The sequence below is a fragment of the Cohnella abietis genome (genome assembly GCF_004295585.1).
GTDB lineage: Bacteria > Bacillota > Bacilli > Paenibacillales > Paenibacillaceae > Cohnella > Cohnella abietis.
This window is the reverse complement of the sequence record NZ_AP019400.1, coordinates 1,257,279-1,282,744: the sequence shown is the minus strand read 5'-3', so window position 1 is coordinate 1,282,744 and position 25,466 is coordinate 1,257,279. Positions and strand designations below refer to the sequence as shown.

The window sequence follows — 25,466 nt, the reverse complement described above, 5'->3', positions numbered from 1 at the left end:
ATGAAAGAGAGTGGGAATTCGATGCTAAGATGGCGTAATTGGCTTATTCTAACTGCCGTTGTTCTATTAACGGGAGTTGTACTGTTCCAACAGTTGAATGGCAAGCATGGCAAAGCGGCGAATTCTTCGCTAGCAGCAACTGAGGAATCCGAGGGCGAAATTCCTGAAAGGCCCGAAATTGGTTACACAGCCCCGTCTTTCTCACTAGCTGATATAGACGGAAAAATCTATGATCTAAAGAAGCTACGAGGCAAACCAATCATTCTTAATTTCTGGGCATCGTGGTGCGGTCCATGTAAGGATGAAGCTCCCTCCTTCGTCAAGCTGAACAAGGAATACGGTGATCGCCTACAGATCATAGCGATAAACCTCACCGCAACGGATAGCGTTAAATCCGCTCAGCAGTTCGCACAAGAGTATGGCTTCACATTCCCGGTCGTATTCGATACCGATGGTGAGGTTGCGGCACGATATGAAATTCGCCCTATTCCTTCCACAATATTCATCGACAGCCAAGGGATCATTACAGACGGTGTACTTGGTGCACTTACGTGGGATGATCTGCAAGCTAGAGCTTCAAATCTTCTTCAGGGGTCCTCCTCGTAACCGAGCAGGACCTTTTTTCTTTGCTACAGCTTATTTGAACGTCTTCTGTTAATCCAGATGAATAGGACACCAGCTAAGATAACTACAGATACAATACCAGCTGCAAGCCAAGCTCCAGATTTCAGCTCCGAAATAGAGTCTTCCTCTACACGAACTACAGTAGATGCTGCAGCTGAAGTTTTCACAATCTTAATAGGCTTACCGTCATCCTCCGGTGTGTAATGACAGGAGGGGAGCGCACTTCCTGCTGTAGCTGAGGGCACAGGCGTATTACTTGCAGATACGGCAGAGCCCCATAAAGCTAACCCGACTAGCAACAATCCAGTGACAATAGCTTTTTGAATGATTTTCATTCGAAACATCCTTTCCTTATGCTACTTATTGGATGCTGAACTCGAAGGTTTTCATTTGATGCACACCTTCAGCAGTAGTCACATGGGCCAGCAAGTAGTAATCACCTAACTGCGAGAATTCCCCTTTAATATAATACTGGCCTTTACCTTCCGATTTTGCATTTAATTGCGCATGCTGCTCTTGCCCTTTCGGCCAAATCTCAAAAATAACAGCAGCACCAACAACGGCCTTATCCTTCTCCTTAATATCCAAGCTTAAGGTTGAGCTTCCACTAGAAAGCAGCTTTTCCGGTGTCGTAGCGAAGCTTATACTCAGAGCTTCCCCTGAGTTTCCTGCTGCAGACACCCTGCTCCCTGCTCCCCCACAGCCGCTTAGCAATGCAGCCGTAACCAATAGCAACATAAGCAAGATAATAGCGTTTCTTCTCTTTAGCATGCTGATCCCATCCCTTTTCTTTATACGGAATATTCGGGCTGTGCGATTTCCGGCACTAGCTGCAGCGACTCCAATATTCGCGAACGGTACTCGAAGAATGACGTACTATTGCGAACTCTTGGACGAGGCAGATCAATTGAAATAACCTCTTTAATCTGTGCCGGTCTCGGTGTCATAATAACGACTCGATCGCTTAAATAAACAGCTTCATCGATATCATGGGTAACGAATACCATTGTCGTGCCTCTTTCCTGCCAGATCCGAAGAATTTCCTCCTGCAGGTTCATCCTCGTAAAAGCATCCAAGGCTCCGAGCGGCTCGTCTAGCAGCAGCACTTTAGGATGATTAACTAGTGCTCTAGCAAGCGCTGCACGTTGTGCCATACCGCCTGAGAGCTGGTGGGGGTAAGCCTTTTCGAACCCTTTAAGCCCTACAAGCTCAATAAATTTGTTTACTTCATCCTTCTGCTCCTTCAGAACACCACGAGCCTCAGGCCCAGTCGCCACGTTATTCCATATATTTTTCCAAGGAAATAAAGTCGGGTCCTGAAAAACTAACCCTCTGCTAGGATGAGCATCTACAATAGCCTCACCATCGAGCTGCAGCTCTCCGGAAGTAGGTGTGTCAATACCAGCAATGAGGCGTAGTAAGGTAGATTTACCACATCCGCTCGGACCAATCAGGGATACGAATTCTCCTGGAGCAATATCCAAATCAACCTTGCTTAAAGCTACAATTGGACTACCGCCCTTTCCTTGGTCCTCGAACACTCGAGAAACACCACTGACCGAAATCTGTCCGCCCTCCTTAACAGCTGAAGCTACCATTTGATCAACCCTTTCTGCCAGATTAAGATGCGATCGCGAATTTTGAATAATACCGTAATAATCGTGGAGAAAAGCACTGCCATGATGAATAGGGCCGCATATACTTTGTAATACTCCGCCCATCCCTGTGCCCATGTGATATAAAACCCTAACCCAGCTTTAACACCAAGCATTTCGGCAACGATTAAAGTTACAAATGAGGTTCCCAGCCCCATGAACAAGCCGATAAAAATAAGCGGAAAAGCAGCAGGCACTGCCACTCGAAGAATAAGGTAGCGCTCTTTGGCCCCAAGTGTTCTTGCCACCTCGAAAAATGACTTGTTCACTCCTGCAATACCAGACCAGGTCATTACAGTAACAGGGAACCATGTCCCCAATGCGATAAGGAAAATACTAGCGGTAAAGCTGCTTGGAAATATAATTAAAACGACGGGAATCCATGCAGTGGCAGGAATAGGACCAATAAACCGCAAAAATGGATTAACCCAATATTGAAAGTGCTTATACCATCCCATGAGAATGCCAGTTGCCAAGCCAAAAACAGCACCAATTAAGTAGCCGATTACGAGTAATCTCAAGGAATATAAGACACAGATGAGCAGCTTGTGCCTGTCGTTGATTAGTGCATCTAATATTTTGACAGGGGAAGGAAAGTACGGAAGAGGCAATGTCGCGGATTTAAGCGTCAGAAGCTCCCATACGACAATTAAGGCGATAATAAAGGTCGTAATATTTGAAAAATAATGTAGAGACTTAAATACTCCCGGACGGAATAAAGAGGCTACAAACCACGTCAAAAATAATAGCAGTATTACGGAGAGCACGATTGTGAAGCCTCTCGTAGACAGGACAGGCTGCACGTTCGGGACAAGGGTATGCAGCAGCAACGCGGTTATTAATGCTAATGCGGGTAAAGCGATTCTGAATAAGCTGAAATAAGGTAATCTTGTTTTCGTATTTGACTGAAGGCCTATCCGTTCTGCAATTTCCAATTGAGTTACCCCTCCTGGTCAGCCGGAATTAAAAAGACCCCTCTCCTTGGTTGGGAGTAGGGGTCGCCGTTGTTCCGGTAGACTAAATATAGAATTCCGATCACTTTAGTCGGTATTGTAATCTCAACTTTATCACGGAAATAGCAGGCTGTCAACATCTGGATAACGTATCTAGATTATGAATTTTATCAAGTCAAATCTATATTTGCCGAAGTGATTACCTTGTCTATAACCCCGTATTCTAATGCTTCCTGGGCGGACATGAAGTAATCACGATCCATATCCTTCTCAACCCTCTCAATCGGCTGCCCCGTAAGCTCGGATGTAATACGATTCGTTTTCTCCCTGACCTGCAAAATTCGTTTGGCGCTTATCGCAATGTCGCTCGCTTGCCCTTGTGCTCCTCCGTGCGGCTGGTGAATCATAATCTCACTGTTCGGCAGTGCGAACCGCTTCCCTTTCGCTCCAGCCAACAGTAATATCGCACCAAAGGAAGCAGCCAGCCCCATACAAATCGTGTGAACTTGCGGTTTAATAAACTGCATAGTGTCATAAATGGCAAATCCCGCCGAGGTAGAGCCCCCCGGTGAATTGATGTAAAGGCTAATTTCCTTCTCCGGATCCTCTGCCGCCAGGAATAGCAGCTGGGCAATTATGCTGTTGGCCACCTGATCATCGATTGCAGAGCCTAAAAATATAATTCGATCCTTAAGGAGCCTGGAATAAATGTCATAGGATCTTTCACCACGGTTTGTTTGCTCAACTACATAAGGAACATAACTGCTCATCTTCATTACCTCCAGTATCTTATCGTTTATCGTATATCGTTTTCACTTGCCTCAATAAACGAACGGATGTGTTCGAAAGATACGCAGGTCACGCTATAATAGGTATTAAGTTTGCCTTACAATTAAATTTGTTAATTAGCGTATCCTTTCGTCCTGCTTATTCGTTTACTAGCTAATGCAAGGGTCTGTCTATATACGGCTTAGCTGTCACTTGAGGGTGGCAATTGCTATTGATATCATCTGAGCAAAGGAGAAATGCCGAATGACCTTGATCGACAAGCAGCTTTCCTTGCCTAAGCTAGGGAATGGAAACTGGGAGCAGCTGCGAACGGCACTTAATCGTTATTGCCTATCCCTGACAGAATCTCACTGGGATGCAGAGGATCTGGCTCAGGATACATGGTTAAAAGCAGTCAGCACGACCAGAAGCGCTGATCATAACAACCTCGAAGCCTATTTGTTACGGATTGCAAAAAATACGTGGATTGATCATACGCGAAGAAATGCGACCTTGACCCGGATTGTCAAAGCGCAGCAGCCGAGAGTCGTATCTCCTGAGCAGGGCTCCTTCGAGCTCGAAGCGGCTTTTCATTCCTTAATTAAGCGGTTGTCTCCTCTGCAACGGGCTGTTTTCATGCTTAGAGATGTGCTCGGCTATTCCATATCAGAGACAGCCACTATGCTTGAAGCGACAGAAGGTGGAGTTAAAGCTGCCCTTCACCGAGCGCGCAAAGCCCTTGATCTCGTGAGGGAGGATATTGAGCAAGGGCGGCTTCCTTTACCTGAGGATGAAGGATTGAAAACCTTCCTGAGAATACTTGCAGCAGCGTACCAGACGGGGAATGTCGCAGCGCTGATTGAGCTAGTCCAACGAAATGAAATAGAGCCGAGTATGGCAATAGGAATCCTTCATAGCAGAAAGCTTGCTGGTTTGCCGTTGACTAAGCATGCAGATATACGAATGGCCGCATAGATTAATTGGTTACAAACACCGCTCTCCACTAGCTAACTTAAGAAGCTATGTGGGGGGCTTTTTTTGTTTCTAAGCCGCAAATTTATTAGCAATAGTAGGATTGTCCATACGTTATGTGGCTCATTCACATACTCTGTTTCAGAGGGGTGAGTTTTAATGAAAGCTGGAATCGTATGCTGGTTCGTTGGTTTATCTGGTTCAGGTAAAACAACAATTAGCCTTATGGTTGAAAGCAAGCTAAGAGCGGCTGGTATTCCCATTGCCGTGTTGGATGGAGACGAGCTTAGAAAATGGCTTAGCTCGGATTTAGGGTTTACTTACGAGGATAGGATGACACATATCCGGCGAACGGTTTATGTTGCGGACCTTCTTGCGCGCAATGGGCTTATTGTATTGGCTCCGTTAATTACTCCCTATAAGGAAATGAGAGAGTATTGTCGGACGAAGCTTACTTCGTATGTTGAGGTGTATGTCGATTGTCCAATTGAAAATTGCATAGAGCGAGATGTAAAAGGCTTATATGAGAAAGCGATAAATGGGCAAATTCCGATGTTTACAGGAATATCTGATCGCTTCGACGAACCAACTTCTCCCGATTTAATAGTGAAAACGAATCAAGAAACAGCTGAAGAGTGTGCCTGTAAAGTTATTAAATTACTGAAAGAGCAGAATGGCTGTGAGCACGTTATCTAAAAGGAAGGATGTGATTACAATGGGGAGCGGTAGCCATAAATCGATACAACCGACTCTTTTCTATATCCACATTCCTAAAACGGCAGGATCGAGCATGTATCAGATTTTGCATCAGGTATATGGCTGTCAGCTTGGTGTAGTTGCGGATCCAGACACTACTATCTGGGATACTATTCTGGCGCAGCCGGATCATGGGCTGGCGTGTATTTTCGGTCATTATTGGTTCGGTCTCCATCACTCATCTGTTCTACCATTTGAATACGCAACAATGATGCGTGATCCTGTAGAAGCCATCCTATCCTACTACTATTACATTGCCCGGCAGCCTAGTCATTGGCTATATGGCCATGCTTTAAGCCTGTCTATCGAAGACTTCTTTGATTTACCGGAGGAAGTGGTAGGAATGTTTTTCCGTGATTATCAAACCGCAAGCATTCTAGGGAGTTCGTCTGTATCTGTAAAGAAAGCCAAGCAACAAATTAATTCCTTCTATCCCATTGTTGGAATAACCGAAATGTTCCACGAGTCGGTCTATATGCTGAAAAAAAGGTACGGATGGGGTCCGCTTCAGGTTTACTCTGTGAATGTAACACCTAATCGCCCGACGCGAGAGGGGTTAGCCCCTAAAGTCATTAAACAAATCGAGGCATTGGTTTCTCATGATATCCAAGTATACGCCTTTGCGAAAAAACGTCTTCTAAAAAGCATCAGATCGTTGCCTCCTCATGAGAAGGAGCTTATTCAACAATTCAAGCTCACAGGAGCATTAACATGAAAGCTAATTCAGTTTCCGCTGACTCCTATCCGCCAAATAACAACAGTCCCGATAAGCTTAACACCTCCGGGACTGTCGCCATTAAAACTCCTATATTGGACGAAGCTTGGTTAATCTTCCATCGTGAATCCATTCGGCTACATAGACATTCCCTTTCGAATCCACGCATAAACCGTGCGGCGAGCTGAATCTATCCGCTCGGTAGTAGGATTTCGCTAGGTTCGGCCAGCCTTCTGTCTTATAAGCTTGCTGATCTTCTCCCAAATGAGCACAAAGCCGATCATTCTGATCGTATATCGAAACTCGGCTGTTCAAGTCCGGAATGTACATTTTCCCCTCGAAGAAGAAAAAGCTGCAAGGCTGGTCCATATCCTTATCAATAATTCTCTTAAGCTCACCTTCGAGCGTGAATACTTGTATGCGATGGTTTCCCCGGTCTGCAACATAAATTTCAGGCTCGCCGCTGCGCAGATCAACAGATATGCCATGTGGACAATTGAGCAAGCCCGGCTCTTCACCCTTACCGCCCCAAGATTTCTTGTACTCCCCTTCCGCGTTGTAGACGTGAATCCAGCTTTGTCCGTATCCGTCCGAAATATAAATATCTCCGTTAGGCGCAACAGCAACATCTGTAGGTACATATCTACGATCGCTATCATACACATTCTGTAGAGGGGGAACACCTAGCGCCAATACCTCTTTTCCTTCCAACGTTAACTTTAGCATCTGCCCTTTGGAAGTATCTGTCGTGTATAAGTATTCACCTGTCAGCTCTTTATGGAGATAGAACCCATGCGCACCTTCTCCGATTTGCTCTCCAAATGCACTCAGAAAGTTCCCCTCACTATCGAATTTGAAAATAGAAGGCGTTCCCGTATGGAAAACGTATACATTATTCGCTTCATCTGTGACAATCCCATGCGTGTAGCCAAGGGAATGCGTATCGGGAATGTTCCCCCACTGCGCAACAACCTCATAATCATAGCTTCCGTTACCCATTCTCAGTTGTGTTTTCGCTGTCATTTTATAAACGTCCCCTCGTATATGCTCTGCAATACTACATTCCGCCCTCTATACTCGAAACAATCCATACCCATCAAGAGGAATAATCGGATTAGTATCGAAGGTTAAACCCTCTGACTGTCCACGCAGAGCGACGTCCACAAGCCACTGCGTAAATGTGGCAACATTCATTTCCGCCATCTCTTCTAGACTATAGAAACCAGCGGCATCTACCTCAAAGCCGTCCGGGGTCGGTTCTCCGCTTACATAATCCATGGAAAAAGCCACATATAGATTATGAATACTTTTCGGCAGATCACGTAAAGCCACGATGCTACGGACAACGGCTTCGATTCCGCTCTCCTCTAGAACTTCCCTTCTAATTGTCTCTTCGATTGGCTCCAGCTGCTCGATGTAGCCACCTGGGTTCGTCCATTTACCTTTGCCTGGCTCTTGCGCTCTTCGCACGAGCAGCACCTTATCGTCCTTTACAACAAGTGCTCCTACCCCGATGCTATAGCTGCCCCAATGAACAAAGCTGCACTGCGTACAAGCCCTTCTAATCGTACCATCAATATCACGGTCTTCTAATCCATGGCCGCAAGACGAACAAAATTTCATTTCCAAGGAGGTCACCTGCTTCGAATGTTGTTAGAACGTTTACTCCTCTATTATTTCAGAAAATAAACAAAACGGAAGAGCAAATTTCATCCCCATCCCGTTACCATTGGAGGTATAATGAATTGGCTCTCTCTGACAAGCTTACAGCTTTAACATTTTACCTAGAACAAGAGGAGGAATTACCTATGAAATATTCACTTTGCATCGGTGCTTATTCTGGTAAAGATGAAATTTATCACTTAGAAAAGGTTAAAGAGCATGGTTTCCATGGACTTGAATACTACGCTTGGTGGGAGCTGCAAGATCTGAAGAAGACAGCAAGGGAGCAGGAGCGTATTGGAGTTGGTATTAACGCAACCTGTACCAAGTTTATTAGCTTAGTCGACGAAACCTTGCGTGATTCCTATCTCGAAGGTGTGCGCCAGACAATCGAAGCATGCAAAGCCTTAAATATTCGCTCCGTCATTAGCCAGACCGGTAACGTTCTGGAGGGCATCCCGCGCGATAAACAACGGCAAGCAATGGTTGAGACGCTCAAGCGTTGCGCTCCTTTATTTGAAGAAGCTGGCATTGTGTTAGAAGTAGAACCGCTAAACGGACTTGTCGATCATCAGGGTCACTTCCTTCAGCGCTCGGACGAATCCATCGATGTTATTGATCAGGTAGATAGCCCGAACGTTAAAATCGTATTCGATGTTTATCATCAGCAAATTACAGAAGGCAATGTCATTCGAAATGCAACCGGATACATTGATCGAATTAACCATTATCACATCGCGGACAACCCAGGACGTTATCAACCGGGAACCGGCGAGCTAAATTACGTCAACATACTCCGTGCCATCAAAAACACTGGCTTTTCCGGCTTCATAGGCTTGGAATGCGGCTTTACGATCGACACGGATTTGGCGATTCAGCAATTTAAGAACGAGGTTATCACGCAAGTAAATGCTTAATTAGTCTTGTTGAGAGAGGGGCGGGAATATGGGGAAACCAAATTTATTAATGGAAAAAGGTGAGCAATTTTTTGCTGACGGGTTCTCCTTATATGTAAATCGGGTTAGTGAAGATTTCGACCTGCCGGAGCACGAGCATGATTTCATTGAAATATGTTACGTATGGGCGGGTAGCGGATTTCATTACATTGAGGATCAGACCATTCGTGTTACGCAAGGGGACCTATTTTTCCTTCCCCTTGGCGTTTCTCATATTTTTCGCCCCTCCTCCAACAAGCCAAAAGAGCCTCTTATTATCGGAAACTGCATTTTCGACGAGAAAATCTTTCACTTTCTGACGTCAATCTTACCTGAACAATATGGATTATATAGCTTTCGCGGCATGAATGCTGAGACAGACCGCTGGTTACAAATGCGAGAGAAGTCTGGTGAGTTCGGTCGTTTGTTCGAGTCTTTGTATATGGAGTTTGAGCACAAAAGGACGGGGTACGAAACGATGCTGTCCGGGCTGCTCCTTCAGCTACTGATCGTCATGGAACGGGCAATGACTCCGGAAATAAATAAAGGGAATCTCATTGCGGAACGCATAGATTCTGTATATCGTTTTGTTCGAGATCATTTGCATGAGAAGCAAACCCTAGCAACCGTGGCTCAACATATCGGTGTCGGGGAGAGGCAGCTTCAGCGTAACCTTTTAGATAAAGCTCAGCTTTCTTTTACCTCTCTATTGCAAAAAGAAAGGATCGACCGCAGCTGTCAGCTGCTTATCGATCCTTCGTTAAGCTCCCTTACTATCGCGGATATTTCCTCTCGGGTTGGTATCCACGATCTTAAACGATTCCATCTTCTTTTTAAGCAGGCAATGGGTATGACTCCCGCTCGCTACCGTCAGTTAAATACACAGTGAGTACCGAGTACCTGTAGCTCGGAGTATTCGGGGGTTGTAGCTATAGAAAGTATGGCTATTCCTCGCATTCGAGCAACCTTGGAAGCATTAACCATATAATGTATGGCTAATTTCCACCCCACCTCTACCAACTACCCCTTCACGGCACCTGCCGTGATTCCACGATTGATCTGATCCGTAAATAACAGATAAATGAGAATCGATGGAATGGAGATCATCGCAAGAACAGCAAATTGCGCACCGTAATTCGAGGAATACTGCCCCATGAAATATACGACGGCGAACGGTAATGTCCGTAAAGAGGATTTATCGATGTACGTAACCGCCATAATAAATTCATTCCAGCAGCTCAGGAACGACAGAACCGCGATCGTAGCAATTGCAGGCTTCAGAATAGGTAGAATGATTCTGAATATTAAGCCGGGCACATTCATCCCATCCATAATGGCCGCTTCTTCAAGTGCCTTCGGAATAGTTTCCATGAATCCCGACACAATGTACATGCTAATAGGAATTTGAAATGCAACGTAAGGTAAAATCAACGCAAGATAAGTATTCAACATACCAATCTCATTAAACACGATGAAATTGGGCAGCAGCGTCGAGTAAATCGGAATAATCATCCCCGCCATAATGAGCGCAAGAACAGGCTTCCTCAGCTTCCACTGCATTCGGGTAAGGGCATAGCCCATAGCAACCGAAAAAATAACAATTAGCACAATAGAGATCGTACAAACAAACAAGCTGTTCCAGAACAACAGCGGAATATGCGCGTTCTTAAATGCGTTTGAATAGTTGTCCCATTTGGCCGGATTTGGCCACTTCAAAATATCAGAGCCAAAGAAATCTCCGCTTTTCAATAAAGAGAAATCGAACAGCCATACGAGTGGGAACAGTTCAACAGCGACTAATAAGAGCATGAATACGACAAAAATTACTCTAACGACACCAGACAGCTTCATGCCGGGAACTGCATTTTCCCTCTTGCTTTCTTTACGAATCATTGGGACCGCCATCTTAGTATTCACCTACTTCCCTTCTCATGGAGCGGTTTAGGATAACCGTAACGATCAAACAAATGACGACGAGAAGTACCGAAATGGCATTTCCGTAACCGTAGACGCTCTCCCGAAACGCTTTAGAATAAAGATAGGTAGATAGAAATTGGGTGCTATTAGCCGGACCGCCGGATGTTAATAAATATACGGTTTCCATTTGCTTGAAAGCGGCAACTACAGCGAGCACGATGTTAACTCTTAAGACAGGAGCCAGCAACGGTAAAACAATTCTCGTATTCAGTTGTATTGGCGAAGCACCATCCAGCATAGCTGCCTCATACAAATCCTTAGGCACACCCTTGATTCCCGCATAATACAACAGGAATGCATAGCCGAAGCCTTGCCACATACATACAAAGATAATACAAATAATGGCCCAGGTGGAGTCACCCAGCCAATCCTGCTTCCAATCGGAAAGCCGCAGAATATCGAGCACCTGATTGAGTAATCCAAATTGAGTATCGAAAATACTCGACCATAGCTTTGTCGTTACGAAGGTCGAAATAATAGCCGGAATAAAAATACATACCTGAAGGAACTTCTCCCAGCGGCCGCAATACTGAATTAACATCGCAATAATAATGGAGAATGGATGCTGAATAAGGACGAGGCCAAGGCCGAGCAATACAGAGTTTAACAGAGAATAGCCAAAAACAGAGTCGTGACTGAATATTTCTTTGTAATTACCGAAGCCGATAAATTCATATCCGCCGACTCCATCCCAGTTCGTCAAACTATAGTAGAAGCTGACCAATATAGGAATAAAAATCATCATTGCAAACAGAAGCATTCCCGGTGCAATAAGAAAGAAAATCGTTCTTCGGTCGCTCATGATTTTATGCATGATCATCATCCTATCTGAAACAGCATGGGGCGGGGGATTCAAAAGATCCACCGTCCCATTAGTTTCATAAGTCAAATTTGATTATTTTTCTGTTGCTGCTTCTTTTACGGATTTCGCTGCCGCATCTGCAATAACCTTAGTGAAAGCTTCTGGAGTTAGCTTCTTAGCTTCAAGCTGCTGCAGGGAATCGTAATAGATTTTTTGTGTAACCGATGTGAATTTATCCTGGGCTACTGTACCACTATAAGAAGTTGCTTGGTTAAAGATATTACTTAGATCTTTCTGAACAGGCGTTTCATTACCAGTCATGAAGCTGTCGTATTTCTGTGCAGGGAAAGTAATTCCGTTCTGCCATACGCCCTTAGCCCAGTTGTCAGGCTTAAACATCCACTTCAAGAAAGCAATCGCTTCTTCTTTGTGCGCGGAGCTGTTGGATACCGAATATCCGCCGCCGAACCATGCAGTCAGATCACTTGCGCTTCCTTTACCGCCTTCGATAGCCGGGATGGAGAAAGCACCCATGTTGCTACGAACTTCTTCTGGGAAGTTCTCATCTGTCGCCATACCCATATCCCACTCGCCCATCATGTACATTGCAGCTTTACCTTGACCGAACATGTTACGCGCTACACTGCCATCTTGGTTCAAGAAGCCTGTGCCGAAAGCTCCGGCATCTATCCATCTTTGCATGGATGCTGCGGCTGCAATTGTAGCTGGATCGTCGAAGCTACCTGTACCATCCATAGCCTTATGGGAAGTTTCCCATGTGCCGGAAGCACGCTGAAGTGTAGCGTCAAACCAAATTCCGGATACCCAAGCCTCACGCCCATCGAATGCTAGAGGAATGATTTTTTTCGCTTTTAATGTAGCGAAGGCTTTCGTAATTTCAGCCTCTGTCTTTGGCACTTCAATGCCGTTGTCAGCGAATATTTTCTTATTGTAGTAAATGACGAAGAAGTCCGAGTTTCTTGGCAGACCATACAGCTTGCCACCAGAACTGAAGCCATCAAGAGCAGCATCAATGAAGCCCATGTCCTTCAGATCATCACGATTGATTTCAGCGAGTGCACCGTTTTTAATCAATGGCTGTAGAAAGCTTGTATTTCCCCAAGAGCTAATAATGTCAGGAAGCTTGTTCGAAGCGTTGTATACTTTGATTTTATCTTGGTACTGCGGATCTGGAGACAATGTTTCGATGTTGATCGTAATATTTTTATTTTCATTCATATACTGCTCGATTAGCTGCTGCTCCATCTTACCTTGCCCAACAGTGCGGTCAGAGTTATTCGTGAAAAATGTTAAAGTAATTGGTTCTGCTGCAGGAGGAGAAGCGGAAGGAGAAGCGTCGGGTGATGCGGCTACACTAGGGGACGGCTCTACAGACGGACTAGATGAACCCCCATTGTTATTATTGTTGCTTCCGCAAGCCGATAAGCTTGCCGCAGTAATCAAAGCGATCAAGCCTATGCTTAACCTTTTTCTGTTAAAGACTTTCATTTTTAACCCCACCTCATTTTTTGTTTTGTCGACGTCTTCAGTATAAATCCGAATGACTTATGCAGGTAACGCCGCATTCTTAAGAAGCTTTTGTATATTTCTTAACCTACTAGCATAATACCTCTCGTCTGAGTACCTTTTTCCCGCATCCCAGATTTAACTCTTGTTCATTTTTCATGTTTTATTGTAAAATTTTGTGGTCCTGCTCCTAACTGTCTCATTGTTTGCTATAGTTGAAAAGATGAATTTATTTCTATCTTCTATTAGATGAGGAATGACTGTGATAAGAAGCCCACGCCAAATGTACTTAAATATGCCTGTTCGAAGTAAAATAAATTTGTGGTTCGTCCCTCTCATTGTTTTTACCATTGCAGTAACGGGTTATTATTCCTACCGAATCGCGGCAAGCGACATCGTTGTCAAAATGAAAAATGAACAAACAAGCACAGCCAAACAGGCGATCGATCATCTCAACTACATTGCTCAAGATGCAATCGATATTTCCAATTACTTGTTTCTGACGCCGGAAATTCAAGCACTGCTTACCCAAGATGTTGAAAGTGGCGGGTATGTAAAAAAGGACATCATTGATTCCATTAGCCGCTTAATGGTTACTCGTCCTTATTTCCGATTTCTTACCCTGTATTCGCCTCATTTTGATTTAATCCAATTCAATAATAAAGGTCTTTCGGCAGCGATACCGTTTAAGGATTACCAGGAAAAGTTCGACTATGATCGGATTGTGAAGGACCCTCGGATTGAGTCATGGAACGTGGAAGTGCCTGGGCGGACCAAGAGTATGTTCTACGGTGACAACATGAACAAAATCCTTTTAACCAAAGTGTTAAAAAGCGATATGACCTACAATCCCGAAGGGATTATTATTCTAGGCATGGATGAAAAAGACTTTCGCAAATCCTATGCCACAGGTACGAACGATTTGGAAATCGCAGTCATTGGAATCGATGGTACGATCTTATCCGACAGCACTGGAAAGTGGATTGGCTACTCTGTAGCTGATTTGCCTTATTTTGCGAATCCCGTTGAAAGTCTCGATAATATATCAGGTGCCATTGATTCCTCCAAGTGGGTGTCAGCTCATATCAACTCTTCCTTAACCGGATGGCATGTGTTGGTTGTCCAGCCCCGCAGCAAGCTATTAAATCAATTGAATCGCATCCAATGGCTCACAATCGCAATCGCACTTCTCACCATCCTGCTAGGATTATTCGTCTCATGGTCCGTTGCAGGCGTTATTCTGAAGCCTATCAAGAAAATACTCATTTCTATGAAAAAGTTCCAGAAGGGTGATTTCTCTCAGCAGGTGCAATTGACAACACACGATGAGATCGGTCAATTCGGAGTCGGATACAATACGATGGTGCGACGAATTCGCGAGCTCATCGACGATGTGTATACGTTCGAGTTAAAGCAAAAGGAAGCTGAGATTAAAGTTCTTCAATCTCAGATTAATCCACATTTTCTATATAACACGCTGAATACGATCGCATGGTCTGCTCAAAGGAATGGAGATCAGGCCGTAGCCGAGATGATCTACTCCTTGTCCGAAATTTTCAAAATCAGCCTCAGCCATGGCAAGGATATTATTGCATTGGACCAAGAGCTGCAGTTGGTTAATCATTATTTGTTCCTACAGAAAATGCGTTACCCGAATAAGCTGGCCTATGAATTGGATACGGCCCCAGCACTTAAAGAATTCACTCTGCCAAAACTGCTCATCCAGCCGCTAGTGGAAAATGCTGTTGTACACGGTATAGAGTCAATTGCAGACGACACGGGATTCATTCATGTTCAAGCTTACCTGAATGGGGAACAAGTCATTATTGAAGTAACGGACAACGGGGCAGGCATCCCCCCTCTTCAGCTCGCGAAGCTGAAGGACCTTGTGCAAGAAGGGAACGACTCCTTAATGGGAGACAACTTCGCTCTGCTTAATATCCGCAATCGAATTCGTTTGCACTATGGTGATCAAGCGTCTATGAGCATAGAGAGCGTCGTTGATTCGGGAACGCGTGTAATTCTAATTTTACCCTTTACAAAGAGGTGATGAAGGATGCCTATGCTAAGCATGGTAATTGTAGAGGATGAAAGAACGACCCTCGAAGGCTTACGAACATTAATCGACTGGGAATCGCTCGGCATCAGAATATGTGGAGAGGCTGAGAACGGCTTGGCTGCACTCCGCCTGCTTGAGCATGAAACGATAGATTTGCTGCTAACGGATATTCGTATGCCGTTGATGGACGGCCTACAATTAATTACGGAAATTCGAGAGCGCGGCTGGGATATCGCTTGTGTGGTGTTGTCGGGCTATGGGGATTTCGAGTACGCACAACAGGCTCTGCGGTTGGGTGTGTCTGACTTCTTAATTAAACCTTGCTCTCCACGGGAAATTCGGTCTGTATTCGAGAAGATCGCTACCCGGTTAGCCGAGAAGCAGCAGCAGAATGATCTGTTGAGGGGACTACAGCAACGTCTGCATACGAGCCTGCCACTCGTTAAATCACAGCTCATTCGCCAATGGCTGCATTCTCCTGCGCAAGTAACGGATGACAGACAAGAGCAGATGAAGCAGGCCGGCTTGTCTATTTCATCAGAGCATATCTTAACGCTAGTCATTCGAATGGATGGCTGCACCATTGAGAAGCTGCATTACAACCGGAACGACACAGAGCTGCTTGGCTTTGCGGCTGCCAACATTGTGCGGGAAACGCTTGAGCATACACTGCGCCAGCCAGTCGAGGTAGTGAAGGAGCAGGGTGATATCGTTGTCGTCATTAACGGGCTACTTGAATGGTGTGAGCCTAAACTGATGGAGGGGCTTGCCCGTCTTAACGCCAATCTGGACGAATACCTTCGAGTGTCTGTAAGCATCGGTATTAGTCAATCCCAGCCGAGCATTAACGACCTTTGTGAAGGCTATCGGGAAGCTATCGAAGCGCTTGAACTACGATTCTATAGGGGAACAGGCAGCACGTATTTCTATCGAGATCTGGAGGAGCGCACCTCAAATGCCGGAGGTGACGCGGCACTATGGAAGCTGGAGCAATCGACGTTAGAGCATCTGCGCTCCGGCCTATACGCTGAAGCGTTAAACGATACGGAGCAGTGGCTCATCACGCTGCAAGAAACGGATGCCCCCTCACGAAGTCAGGTCAATGCACGCACATTGTCCTTCCTTAATCAGATGGCGCAATTAGAGCTGGAGCCGTCCCATTCTCCTGATCCCCTCCGTGGATGGGATCATCTAGAGGAAGGCATTAACCGGACAGAGACCCTTGAGGAGCTGGCAAGCTTTGTCTATCGTTTTATTCGCCAGCTTGTGCAATCCCTTAATCCGCACAAGACGCCTAAGCGCAAGGTCCAACAAGCACTAGACCTCATCGCGGAGCAGAATGCGATGCCAGGCCTGTCCTTAGCTAGTGTTTCCAAAGCATTATTCGTCTCCAGCACCTACCTGTCCACTTTGTTTAAGCAGGAGCTTGGAATTAATTTTCTCGATTATGTACATCAGTTCCGTATTGAAAAAGCAAAGGCATTGCTACAGTCAGCTGATTGCAAAATCCAGACGGTGGCTAAAGAGGTTGGTTATTTCGACGAGGCGCATTTCACGAAAACCTTCAAGAAATGGACAGGTATACTGCCATCACAATATCGTAGAGAGCATTCCCAGCGATAATTAGCTATAGCAAACAGGCTATCTCTCAGGTCTAAAATGACCCGAAGATAGCCTGTTTACTGTTATATAGGTTGGAATGCTTAGATTAAAGAATGACTTCCCGACCCGTTTCGGCCGATTTGTAGATGGCAGACAGTATTTTAATCATATCAACGCCATGCTCCGGTGTAATGATTGGTGTCTCACGACCAAGCACGCATTCAATAAAATGATGAATATTAGCCGTATGCTGAGCTACACTCGCTTCTGGGAATTGCGGCTTCTGATCAATTAAAGTACCTTCTGATTCTGTGAAGATGGATAGCTTATCATTAATTAAGCTAAATCCGCCTTCTGTCCCTCTCCACTCCAGGAACTTCTGCTCCTCAGCAATGTTAGAAGCCCAGCTGAATTCAATTTGCAGCGATGCTCCATTGTCGAAGCGGATGAACCCTGCAGCCAAATCCTCAACGTCAAACGTACCCGCAGGAATCTGACCTGAAGCATCAGGACGATCAGCGAACTTGCGGTACGTTGTTCCCGTTACCGATACAGGCTTCGGATTTCCACTTAACCATATCGCCATATCGATCATGTGTACGCCAAGATCGATAAGCGGTCCGCCTCCGGATAGCTCCTTCGTCGTGAACCAGCCGCCGCGTCCAGGAATTCCCCGACGACGAATCCAGCCGCAACGCCCCATATACAAGTCACCTAACTGACCTTGACCAATGATACGCTTAGCGAATTTTGCTTCTTCACTAAATCTGTTGTTACGCATCGTCATAAGCAGCTTACCCGATGACTTAGCTACGTCTGCCATCTTCTGTGCCTCTTCAGGGTTAATGGCATCTGGCTTTTCGCAGAAGACGTGTTTCCCCTTCTCTAAAGCCGCAATAGCGATTTCGGAATGGTACAGATTCGGAGTGCCGATGCCAACAATATCAATAGATGGATCCGCTAACAGCTCATTATAATCGTCATAAACCTTTGCATCAGGAAAATCCTTTGCCGCTGCTTCAGCAGAGGCACGAAAGGCATCACAAAACGCCACGATTTCAACCTCTTTGTGCGAAAGCCATCCAGGTAAATGTGCAAACTTAAAAATACCGCCTGTGCCGATTACTCCAACTTTTAGCATATTAGTGTTTCTCCTTAATGATCTCAAGTGGTTGGGCATTGCCATATTTCGGATACTCGCGGTCAACTGGAGCTGCCCACTTTACTGCATTAGAAATAACTTTGCGAACCTGCGGATTATAATAAGTCGGGTAAGTCTCATGCCCCGGACGGAAGTAGAAAATTTTACCGGAACCACGAGTAAAGCAGCAGCCGCTACGGAATACTTCTCCACCCTCGAACCAGCTAACCATAACTAGCTCGTCTGGTTGCGGGATATCAAAATGCTCGCCGTACATCTCTTCCTGTGGAAGCTCGATATATTCACCGATACCGTCCGCAATTGGATGAGCTGGGTTAACGACCCAAATACGTTCCTTCTCATCTGCCTCGCGCCATTTCAGATCACATGAGGTTCCCATTAGCTTCTTGAATATTTTTGAAAAATGACCGGAATGAAGCACGATAAGCCCCATACCCTTGAGTACACGTTGTTGAACTCTCTCCACGATCTCATCCTGAACCTCATCATGTGCCATATGGCCCCACCAGATAAGAACATCGGTATTGTTAAGCACCTCTTCAGATAAGCCATGCTCCTCATCATCCAAGGTTGCTATCGTAATTTTACCTGTAGTGTCCAACCCTTCGGCAATTGCTGTATGCATTCCTTGTGGATAGACGGAAGCTACTACTTCATTTACTTTCTCATGACGGTGTTCATTCCAAACCGTAACATTAATTGATTGGCTCATTGTTAACTCTCCTTAGTGTCGATTTCCTTCTCCATTCTAGCCCAGGAATTCACTTCAATCGATTGCCTATTTGATCTATTTTTTACGGTATTCTGTCATTATCTATATCATTATTGGCGTTTGTGTTAAAGTATTGTTACGCGATCCTGTTTCTTATTTCAACATACAAGGAGCTTAAGCATGTATCCTGAGATGCGTCATGAACAAGTCGTCTATCAGAACCCCTTTCTTGCCGTGCGCATATGGCAGATCGACTCCAAGCAGAGCACCCCGGAGGGAATTCGAATAAGCGTGGAGCAGGAAGCTTGGAAGCATAAACGTTATACGGGCTGGCATTATCACGAAGAGATCGAGTTTCTTCTTGTGCTTAAGGGAGAGCTGACAGCTTTCTGCAAGGAAGAGGTTCTTGTACTGAGCAAAGGCGAAATCGGCTTGTTCGGCTCTTCTGAGCCACACACAACGGTACAGACTAAAGTCGGAAATTTGAGTCAAATGGTTCTGCAGATCGATCTACGTAAATACTGGGATCCGAGCTCGCTAAATAGCATGCAGCATTTCTCTGAAGTTATTCGACCACTTAGCTCTCTCAATTATATCTTTAGAGAAAATCGAGACGTACGTAATCAAGCTGCTGTGCTCATTCGGGATATTTACCGAGAGATGAATGACAATCAGATCGGCTACGAGCTTGCCGTCTCGTCCAGAATTAAGAGCTTGCTATTGCTTCTGCTCCGTCATGATACGCAAATGCGATTAAATTATAATGACAATCGGTTGCTTAACAGACTTCAGCCTGCTGTTGATTATGTAGATGAACACTTAAGTGAGAAGCTATCCATCGCAGAGGTATGCAGTATGGTTAATATGAGTTATACCCACTTTATCAAAACCTTCAAAAAAGCACTCGGAATGTCATTCACCGACTTTGTTGTCTATAAACGAATCAAAAAAGCCGAGCAGCAGCTGCTCACGAACGATGTGAGCATAGCAGAGGTTGCTGAGTCTGTAGGTATTTCCAATCTGGGTCATTTCTATGACATGTTCCGTCGTTACAATGATTGCTCTCCGAAGCAATTTAAGGATCGTTTAAAGGAGCCATTAGCAAATTCCGTTTAATGAAGGCTTTCGTTATTGTTCCTCCGAATCGGGAATTATATATGTATCGACAAGTCGCCTGTAGTGAGGTAAAATTTATGTATATTTCATATTTATGAATCATTTTCTGTGAAGGGTGTTATCGGAATGAGCCAACAAACGCCAAAAGTTAAATCGGCGGATCGGGTATTGGATATTTTTGAGCTTTTTACTGGCGAGAAGGAATCCTATAACCTGACTGAAATTTCCAAGGGCTTGAACATGCCCCCGAGCAGTACTTATTTAATTTTGCAAAACATGCTAAACCGAGGATATCTGGAAACTGACCGTTCCGGCAAGCAATTTCGAATGGGCTACAAGCTGTTCACGATTCGTTCAGGGTATATGCGCAGCTCCAGCTTAACTGGTGAATTCAATATGATTGCAGAGAAAATCATTGATGATCTCAACGAGACGATCAGCTTGGCTATTAAAGCCGGAAGCGAGCTGCTCTATATCGGGGAAAAGGTAAGCAAGCATGCGCTTCGTTTCAACCCTAATGTTGGAACTACCTTGCCTTTACATGCTACAGCTGCTGGAAAGGTACTGCTGGCCGATCTTTCAATGGAGGAGCTTCGTGCACTCTATCCGACTGAAGAGCTAGAGAGAGTAACAGATAAGACAATTTCCACGTTCTCCGATTTGCTCAAGGAATTGAATAAAGTGCGTACGCAAGGCTTCGGCTACAACATGGGCGAAACTGTCGATGGTGTGCATTGTGTGGGTGGAGCTGTTCTTGATTCGGATGGACGCGCGGTCGCATCTGTGAGCATATCGATCCCAGTTGTTCGTATTACAGGAGAAGTATGGGGCAATGTGCACGACTGGATCAAGCGCGCCTGCGAGGAATTAAGCAACAAAGTATACGGTCATCAAAATTAATAGCTTTATGAAGAAAACCGTCAGTGCTTTTGACGGTTTTTTCGTGCTTTTAGGGTCTTCTGGGTATTCTACTTTTTCCTACTTTTATCGACAATATTATACATAATTTTATTCTTATATGAAAATTTATTTTATTGACTCAAAAAACCATCCTGTTAAAATAAATGAATACCAACTAGGAGGTTAGAGGATGAAGCATTTTGTTACAATGAAGAGTAATTCAATAGGCATGTTAGCAACAGCGATAGCGATTTTCTCCGTGTCATTGGCCTCTTGCTCCCAACCTATGGACAGCCCCGACGATGGGCGTAAATGGCTCGCAGGCGATCACCATGTACATACGGAATTTAGCGGGGGCTATGATACGAAGCTAGATCCTCCTGCCTTCATTGCTACGGGTGATGGTACGTATCCGCTCAGTCTTCACGTAGAGAATGCACAGAAATTTGGTCTCAAATGGCTGGTTACTACTGATCATGGCGGTCCGCTCCATTCTATCGTCAACCGAGATCAGGCTTATCCTAAACTCGTTGAGACACGGGCAGCTTTTCCGAATATGCTTCTGTTCTACGGTATGGAGTTCGATACGCCACAAGCCGATCACTCCACGCTAATTATTCCAAAGTCGAACGAGGAAGCTCAAACGTTATTTGATATCGAGAGCAGGTTTTCCAAGCTAGATCCTTGGCCAGAGGATAAGGCAGGAGATACAGAGGAGAAGATGATTGCCGCTCTCGAATATATGAAAGCGCTACCTGAGCCTCCCATTGTCATCAAAAACCATCCTTCTCGCACAGCTCCTAAATTAGGAGCTTGGGGGCAAGACACTCCCAAGGAGATGCGCAGCTGGAACGATACGGCTCCCGGTGTCATGATCGGCTTCGAAGGCGCTCCAGGACATCAAGCAGCATCTCTGCAGGAAGACAGCTCACAGAGCACGAAGGGTGTCCGGGGCGCTTATCACTATACGAAAACTAGAGGCGGCTACGATCCTGCTGTTGCCATAGTAGGAGGTCTATGGGATTCTCTGCTCAGTGAGGGCAGGCGCTGGTGGATGACGGCCACTTCAGACTCCCACACCCATTATACCGAAGGGAACATTGATTTCTGGCCAGGAGAATACTCGAAAACTTACGTAAAGGCTCATGAGGACTACAAGGATGTAATAGATCAGCTACGCAACGGGGCTATCTTCACGGTAACCGGCGATCTTATTACTGAGCTGGACGTTACGGCACGTGAGGTCAAATCCTCCTGGCTAAGCTTCAAGAAGCTTGCCAAACCGGCATCAATCGGAGGTACGTTGAACCTGACAGGCAAAGGGGCCGACGTTACGGTAACTATCCGGTTTCGCGACCCGCTGTCCAACAATGCCAATGGAGCCAATCCCCAAGTTAAACGCGTAGATCTTATTATAGGAGAAATAACCGGCAAGGCTGCTGATCCAACTACAGCGAGCAGCCCTACTTCTAAGGTTGTTGAAAGATTTGATGAACGCACCTGGTCCCAAGACGATGATTATTTCACCATTACCTATACTTTGAAGGACATTAAGAGCAACAGCTACATCCGAGTACGCGGCACTAATACGGACGAATTGGAACCGGAGGAGGATGCTAAAGGCGAGGACCCTTGGCACGATCTATGGTTTTACTCCAATCCTATCTTTATTGAGGCCAAGCATAAATAGTATAAGCACTATACGATTCGTTAGCCACTAATCACATATCTAAAAAGAGTTAGGGCTGGCTACCCCTTGATCACATCAAGCTTCCCGGTAGGCTCGGGGGGTTACACCAACCTCACGGGCGAATACCCGACTGAAGTATAGCGGATCATGATAGCCTACCTCAAGGGCAACAACCGATACTGACTTATTGCTTCCCCTGAGCAATTGCATCGCTTTGTCCAGCCTTACTCTCGTTATATACTGTACCGGAGAGCACCCGACATACTTCTTGAACAGCACGGAGAAATAGCTTCTGGATAGGGACACCTTACGAGCCAATAGTCCGCGTTCCAGCGATTCTTGATAATGGTTGTTGATATAGTTAACGCAATCCATAATAGACCGTTCTGCCGAATCGTCCTTCTCTCGCTCATATAGCTGCTCGCTAATACGCAGGAGTAGGTTAAAGAACAACAGCTTGGCTTGCCCCGAGAAGCCTTCCTTCTTCCCTGACCAAATCCGATAGAGCAGCTGCATATCTGAACGTAGCCCTCTGTGATCCATCATGGGGACGACCAGCTCGAAGGGTAAGCATTTCTCGACCGGCTCCTCACATCGAGTCAATGCTCCTTGCCACTTGATCAGCTTAAAATCGTATTGAATCATAAAGTATCGAAGAGGTCCCGGAGGAGAATTGCGGATAATCAGCTTACGCCGAACAGGAATTTGTGCAATACTGCCTCCTGCAAGGGAGTATGGCTGTCCATCTAGCTCCATTATGCCTTGGCCCTCATAAACATAAAGCAAGCAAAGCTTACCCGTAGACTTCTTGTATAGCTGGGTGCCCTGTGTTTCCCAATGCTCAAGCTTACCGTGCTGCACGTCCAAAATATGCGGATAAAACCGGTCAAAAAACTCATACATTGGAATACCTCCTCGGGTTTCACAAACATAAAATCATTTTTTAACTATTTATCCATTATAATCAAACTATATTCCATATACCGAACCTTAATTTTTCTGCAATATTGAAGAAACGGCTAATTACTATATAAGCCTTTTAACAGAATCTCAGGGAGGTTACATGAATGAACAACAAGTCTCGTATTTTCACCCTGCTTCTCGTATCTATGCTGCTGTTAACTGCTGTATTATCAGCATGCAGCAAGAAAGAATCAGCTCCATCATCTAGTCCAACAGAATCTGAAAGCGTTTCCCCTTCTCCAACAGCATCTGAAACGCCAGCTGCAACACCTGAGCCTACGCCATCTCCAGAGCCAGTTGAGTTGACGGTCTTCGGTTCAATTCCAGAGGATGCATTCGATGCTCGTATTGCCTCATGGGTGAAGGGTAAGTATCCCGACTTCAATCTGACGTATCACTGCTCTTGTATTCTGAACATTCCGGACTTGAAGGAAAAATCGGGCATCACACCGGACATTCATTATGGAGCATCTGAGGCTGACTTACGTGTATTACTAGGCTTTAATCTCCAAACCGATCTGACTGACCTGATTAACGCTGGTAATGTCGACCTAAGCAGATTCGATCCTAGCGCCATTCAAACTGCGAAAAACTATTCAGATGGTAAAATTTACGGTCTACAGGAGACTGGAAATCCTATAGTACTCTTCTACAACAAGGACATCTTTGATAAATTCAAGGTAGACTATCCGAAAGACGGTATGACTTGGGATGAGCTCTATGATCTTGCCAAGAAAGTAACTGGCAAGAAGGATGGCGTTGCCTACCGTGGTCTGAGCAACTTCTTCTCATTCACATTACAGAATAATGAGTTCTCTCTTCCTATCATTGATGCAGCAACCGGTAAGGCAGCCGTCAATAATGAAAGCTGGAAACGCATCTTCGATAACTATGCGAGATTTTACAAAATCCCTGGTAACAGTGTAGGCTTTGAAGCTGGCAATCCGGGATTAGAGCTTAACAAGTTCTATGAGCAGAAAAACATCGCCATGCTGATTTCTCTCTCATCCTCTATCAATCGCGAAGGCTTTGATGCTCTAAATTGGGATATGGTTGCCGCTCCAACGTTTGCCGACAATAATGGTGTTGGTTATCAAGACCATCCGCAAATGATCTATATCACTGAAACAACTAAAAATAAGGAAGCAGCGCTGAAGGCCGTAAACGAGCTGTTATCCGATGAAGCACAACTGGCAGCAGCCAAGCAAGGTAGATCGACTACACTACTTAACGAAGATGTTCGCAAAGCATACGGTGAAGATGTAGAAAAGCTTAAAGGCAAGCACACAGCCGCAATCTACTACAATAAGTTCGCACCTAAGCCTGCCATTCATCCTTTGATTACTTTGAACGCCACTGCCATTCTAGCCGCTGAGTTTGATAAGGTCATCGCTGGTCAACTAGATTCCGCAGCAGCCCTGAAGTCAGCAGAGGTAGAGCTCAACAAAGCAATCGAAATGGAATTAGCTACTAAGAAGTAAATTGTTGTGAAAAAGGAGCTGCCCCCTAAGGGCAGCTTCTTTTACTTTACAATGGAGAGGTTTAGCCGACGATAGCAACTAAGCTAGCCGCAAACACTCTTCCACTCACATTTAACGCACTGAGGGCTACTTAGCTAGTCGAAAACTCTCTTCCACTCACGTTTAACGCACTGAGGGCTACTTAGCTAGACGAAAATTCTCTTCCTCTCACGTTTAACGCACTGAGGGCTACTTAGCTAGACGAAAATTCTCTTCCTCGCACATTTAACGCACTGAGGGCTACTTAGTTAGACGAAAATTCTCTTCCTCTCACGTTTAACGCACTGAGGGCTACTTAGCTGGACGAAAACACTCCTTCACTCACATTTAACGCACTGAGAGCTACTAAAGGCAGCGGTCTAACCGAATGCCTATGTCGACACCTCGTGCAGTTAC

Annotated in this window: 25 protein-coding genes; 12 read left to right on the top strand and 13 right to left on the bottom strand. The window is 45.2% G+C overall.

The annotated features are described in order from the left end of the window. Positions 1-21 precede the first annotated feature (21 nt). Positions 22-606, top strand: coding sequence for a TlpA family protein disulfide reductase (locus KCTCHS21_RS05135; protein ID WP_157993955.1), 585 nt, complete (start codon positions 22-24; stop codon positions 604-606). A 23-nt stretch (positions 607-629) separates the two neighbouring features. On the opposite strand, the gene KCTCHS21_RS05130 is transcribed toward KCTCHS21_RS05135, so the two are convergent. From KCTCHS21_RS05130 to clpP, 5 genes are all read right to left on the bottom strand, one after another. Next, positions 630-959 (bottom strand): hypothetical protein, encoded by a 330-nt coding sequence (locus tag KCTCHS21_RS05130; protein WP_130605573.1) that lies wholly within the window; start codon positions 957-959, stop codon positions 630-632. A gap of 25 nt (positions 960-984) precedes the next feature. After that, entirely contained in the window at positions 985-1,395 is a 411-nt protein-coding gene (locus KCTCHS21_RS05125) for a FixH family protein (protein WP_130605571.1), read from the bottom strand. 20 nt (positions 1,396-1,415) lie between these two features. Beyond that, positions 1,416-2,222, bottom strand: coding sequence for an ABC transporter ATP-binding protein (locus KCTCHS21_RS05120; RefSeq protein ID WP_130605569.1), 807 nt, complete (start codon positions 2,220-2,222; stop codon positions 1,416-1,418). After that, positions 2,216-3,214, bottom strand: coding sequence for an ABC transporter permease (locus KCTCHS21_RS05115; RefSeq protein WP_130605567.1), 999 nt, complete (start codon positions 3,212-3,214; stop codon positions 2,216-2,218). Before KCTCHS21_RS05115 ends, KCTCHS21_RS05120 begins: the two co-directional genes overlap by 7 nt. Positions 3,215-3,402: 188 nt before the next feature. After that, complete coding sequence (gene clpP / locus KCTCHS21_RS05110; RefSeq protein WP_130605565.1) at positions 3,403-4,002, bottom strand: ATP-dependent Clp endopeptidase proteolytic subunit ClpP; 600 nt, start codon at positions 4,000-4,002, stop codon at positions 3,403-3,405. Between the two features lie 262 nt (positions 4,003-4,264). Here clpP and KCTCHS21_RS05105 point away from each other — a divergent pair, with 262 nt between their 5' ends. The 3 genes from KCTCHS21_RS05105 (at position 4,265) to KCTCHS21_RS05095 (ending at position 6,443) form a co-directional block, all read left to right on the top strand. Continuing rightward, a complete protein-coding gene (locus KCTCHS21_RS05105; RefSeq protein ID WP_130605564.1) occupies positions 4,265-4,975 on the top strand; it encodes an RNA polymerase sigma factor in 711 nt (236 codons plus the stop codon). Between the two features lie 156 nt (positions 4,976-5,131). After that, a complete protein-coding gene (gene cysC, locus KCTCHS21_RS05100; protein WP_130605562.1) occupies positions 5,132-5,668 on the top strand; it encodes an adenylyl-sulfate kinase in 537 nt (178 codons plus the stop codon). After that, entirely contained in the window at positions 5,646-6,443 is a 798-nt protein-coding gene (locus tag KCTCHS21_RS05095; RefSeq protein WP_130605560.1) for a sulfotransferase family 2 domain-containing protein, read from the top strand. Before cysC ends, KCTCHS21_RS05095 begins: the two co-directional genes overlap by 23 nt. 90 nt (positions 6,444-6,533) lie before the next feature. Here the strand turns inward: KCTCHS21_RS05095 and KCTCHS21_RS05090 are convergent, their stop codons facing one another. After that, the gene (locus tag KCTCHS21_RS05090; protein WP_130605558.1) at positions 6,534-7,466 is read right to left on the bottom strand and encodes an NHL repeat-containing protein; all 933 of its coding nucleotides are present in this window, start codon (positions 7,464-7,466) and stop codon (positions 6,534-6,536) included. A 48-nt stretch (positions 7,467-7,514) separates the two neighbouring features. Then, a complete protein-coding gene (locus KCTCHS21_RS05085; RefSeq protein ID WP_130605556.1) occupies positions 7,515-8,072 on the bottom strand; it encodes an NUDIX hydrolase in 558 nt (185 codons plus the stop codon). Between the two features lie 179 nt (positions 8,073-8,251). Between KCTCHS21_RS05085 and KCTCHS21_RS05080 the strand changes: the two genes are divergently transcribed. Together KCTCHS21_RS05080 and KCTCHS21_RS05075 are read left to right on the top strand one after the other, a co-directional pair. Beyond that, complete coding sequence (locus KCTCHS21_RS05080) at positions 8,252-9,022, top strand: TIM barrel protein (protein ID WP_130605554.1); 771 nt, start codon at positions 8,252-8,254, stop codon at positions 9,020-9,022. Positions 9,023-9,050: 28 nt separating this feature from the next. After that, positions 9,051-9,929 carry an AraC family transcriptional regulator gene (locus KCTCHS21_RS05075; protein ID WP_130605552.1) on the top strand — a complete coding sequence of 293 codons (879 nt, stop codon included), beginning with the start codon at positions 9,051-9,053 and terminating at the stop codon, positions 9,927-9,929. Positions 9,930-10,060: 131 nt separating this feature from the next. Here the strand turns inward: KCTCHS21_RS05075 and KCTCHS21_RS05070 are convergent, their stop codons facing one another. The 3 genes from KCTCHS21_RS05070 to KCTCHS21_RS05060 all read right to left on the bottom strand — a co-directional run bounded on the left by KCTCHS21_RS05070 (position 10,061) and on the right by KCTCHS21_RS05060 (position 13,328). Then, entirely contained in the window at positions 10,061-10,957 is an 897-nt protein-coding gene (locus KCTCHS21_RS05070; protein ID WP_232058087.1) for a carbohydrate ABC transporter permease, read from the bottom strand. Then, positions 10,947-11,831, bottom strand: coding sequence for a carbohydrate ABC transporter permease (locus KCTCHS21_RS05065; RefSeq protein ID WP_130605550.1), 885 nt, complete (start codon positions 11,829-11,831; stop codon positions 10,947-10,949). The genes KCTCHS21_RS05070 and KCTCHS21_RS05065 overlap by 11 nt, the downstream gene beginning before the upstream one ends. 81 nt (positions 11,832-11,912) lie before the next feature. Beyond that, positions 11,913-13,328 carry an ABC transporter substrate-binding protein gene (locus KCTCHS21_RS05060; protein WP_130605548.1) on the bottom strand — a complete coding sequence of 472 codons (1,416 nt, stop codon included), beginning with the start codon at positions 13,326-13,328 and terminating at the stop codon, positions 11,913-11,915. Positions 13,329-13,608: 280 nt separating this feature from the next. Between KCTCHS21_RS05060 and KCTCHS21_RS05055 the strand changes: the two genes are divergently transcribed. Together KCTCHS21_RS05055 and KCTCHS21_RS05050 are read left to right on the top strand one after the other, a co-directional pair. Beyond that, on the top strand, positions 13,609-15,396 hold the full coding sequence (locus KCTCHS21_RS05055; protein WP_162309276.1) for a sensor histidine kinase: 1,788 nt from the start codon (positions 13,609-13,611) through the stop codon (positions 15,394-15,396). 6 nt (positions 15,397-15,402) lie between these two features. Next, positions 15,403-17,028 (top strand): response regulator transcription factor, encoded by a 1,626-nt coding sequence (locus KCTCHS21_RS05050; RefSeq protein WP_130605544.1) that lies wholly within the window; start codon positions 15,403-15,405, stop codon positions 17,026-17,028. An 85-nt stretch (positions 17,029-17,113) separates the two neighbouring features. On the opposite strand, the gene KCTCHS21_RS05045 is transcribed toward KCTCHS21_RS05050, so the two are convergent. Together KCTCHS21_RS05045 and KCTCHS21_RS05040 are read right to left on the bottom strand one after the other, a co-directional pair. Then, a complete protein-coding gene (locus KCTCHS21_RS05045; protein ID WP_130605542.1) occupies positions 17,114-18,148 on the bottom strand; it encodes a Gfo/Idh/MocA family protein in 1,035 nt (344 codons plus the stop codon). A 1-nt stretch (position 18,149) separates the two neighbouring features. Beyond that, entirely contained in the window at positions 18,150-18,881 is a 732-nt protein-coding gene (locus KCTCHS21_RS05040) for a ThuA domain-containing protein (RefSeq protein ID WP_130605540.1), read from the bottom strand. Positions 18,882-19,061: 180 nt separating this feature from the next. On the opposite strand from KCTCHS21_RS05040, the gene KCTCHS21_RS05035 reads away from it, so the two are divergent. From KCTCHS21_RS05035 to KCTCHS21_RS05025, 3 genes are all read left to right on the top strand, one after another. Continuing rightward, entirely contained in the window at positions 19,062-19,997 is a 936-nt protein-coding gene (locus KCTCHS21_RS05035; protein WP_130605538.1) for an AraC family transcriptional regulator, read from the top strand. Positions 19,998-20,123: 126 nt separating this feature from the next. Then, positions 20,124-20,897 (top strand): IclR family transcriptional regulator, encoded by a 774-nt coding sequence (locus tag KCTCHS21_RS05030; protein WP_232058086.1) that lies wholly within the window; start codon positions 20,124-20,126, stop codon positions 20,895-20,897. Positions 20,898-21,087: 190 nt separating this feature from the next. Further along, positions 21,088-22,587 (top strand): CehA/McbA family metallohydrolase domain-containing protein, encoded by a 1,500-nt coding sequence (locus KCTCHS21_RS05025; RefSeq protein ID WP_232058085.1) that lies wholly within the window; start codon positions 21,088-21,090, stop codon positions 22,585-22,587. Between the two features lie 75 nt (positions 22,588-22,662). Here the strand turns inward: KCTCHS21_RS05025 and KCTCHS21_RS05020 are convergent, their stop codons facing one another. Then, a complete protein-coding gene (locus KCTCHS21_RS05020; RefSeq protein ID WP_130605536.1) occupies positions 22,663-23,490 on the bottom strand; it encodes an AraC family transcriptional regulator in 828 nt (275 codons plus the stop codon). A gap of 164 nt (positions 23,491-23,654) precedes the next feature. On the opposite strand from KCTCHS21_RS05020, the gene KCTCHS21_RS05015 reads away from it, so the two are divergent. Next, positions 23,655-25,031: an ABC transporter substrate-binding protein gene (locus KCTCHS21_RS05015; protein WP_130605534.1), complete on the top strand. Its 1,377-nt coding sequence runs from the start codon at positions 23,655-23,657 to the stop codon at positions 25,029-25,031. The last annotated feature ends 435 nt before the right edge of the window (positions 25,032-25,466 follow it).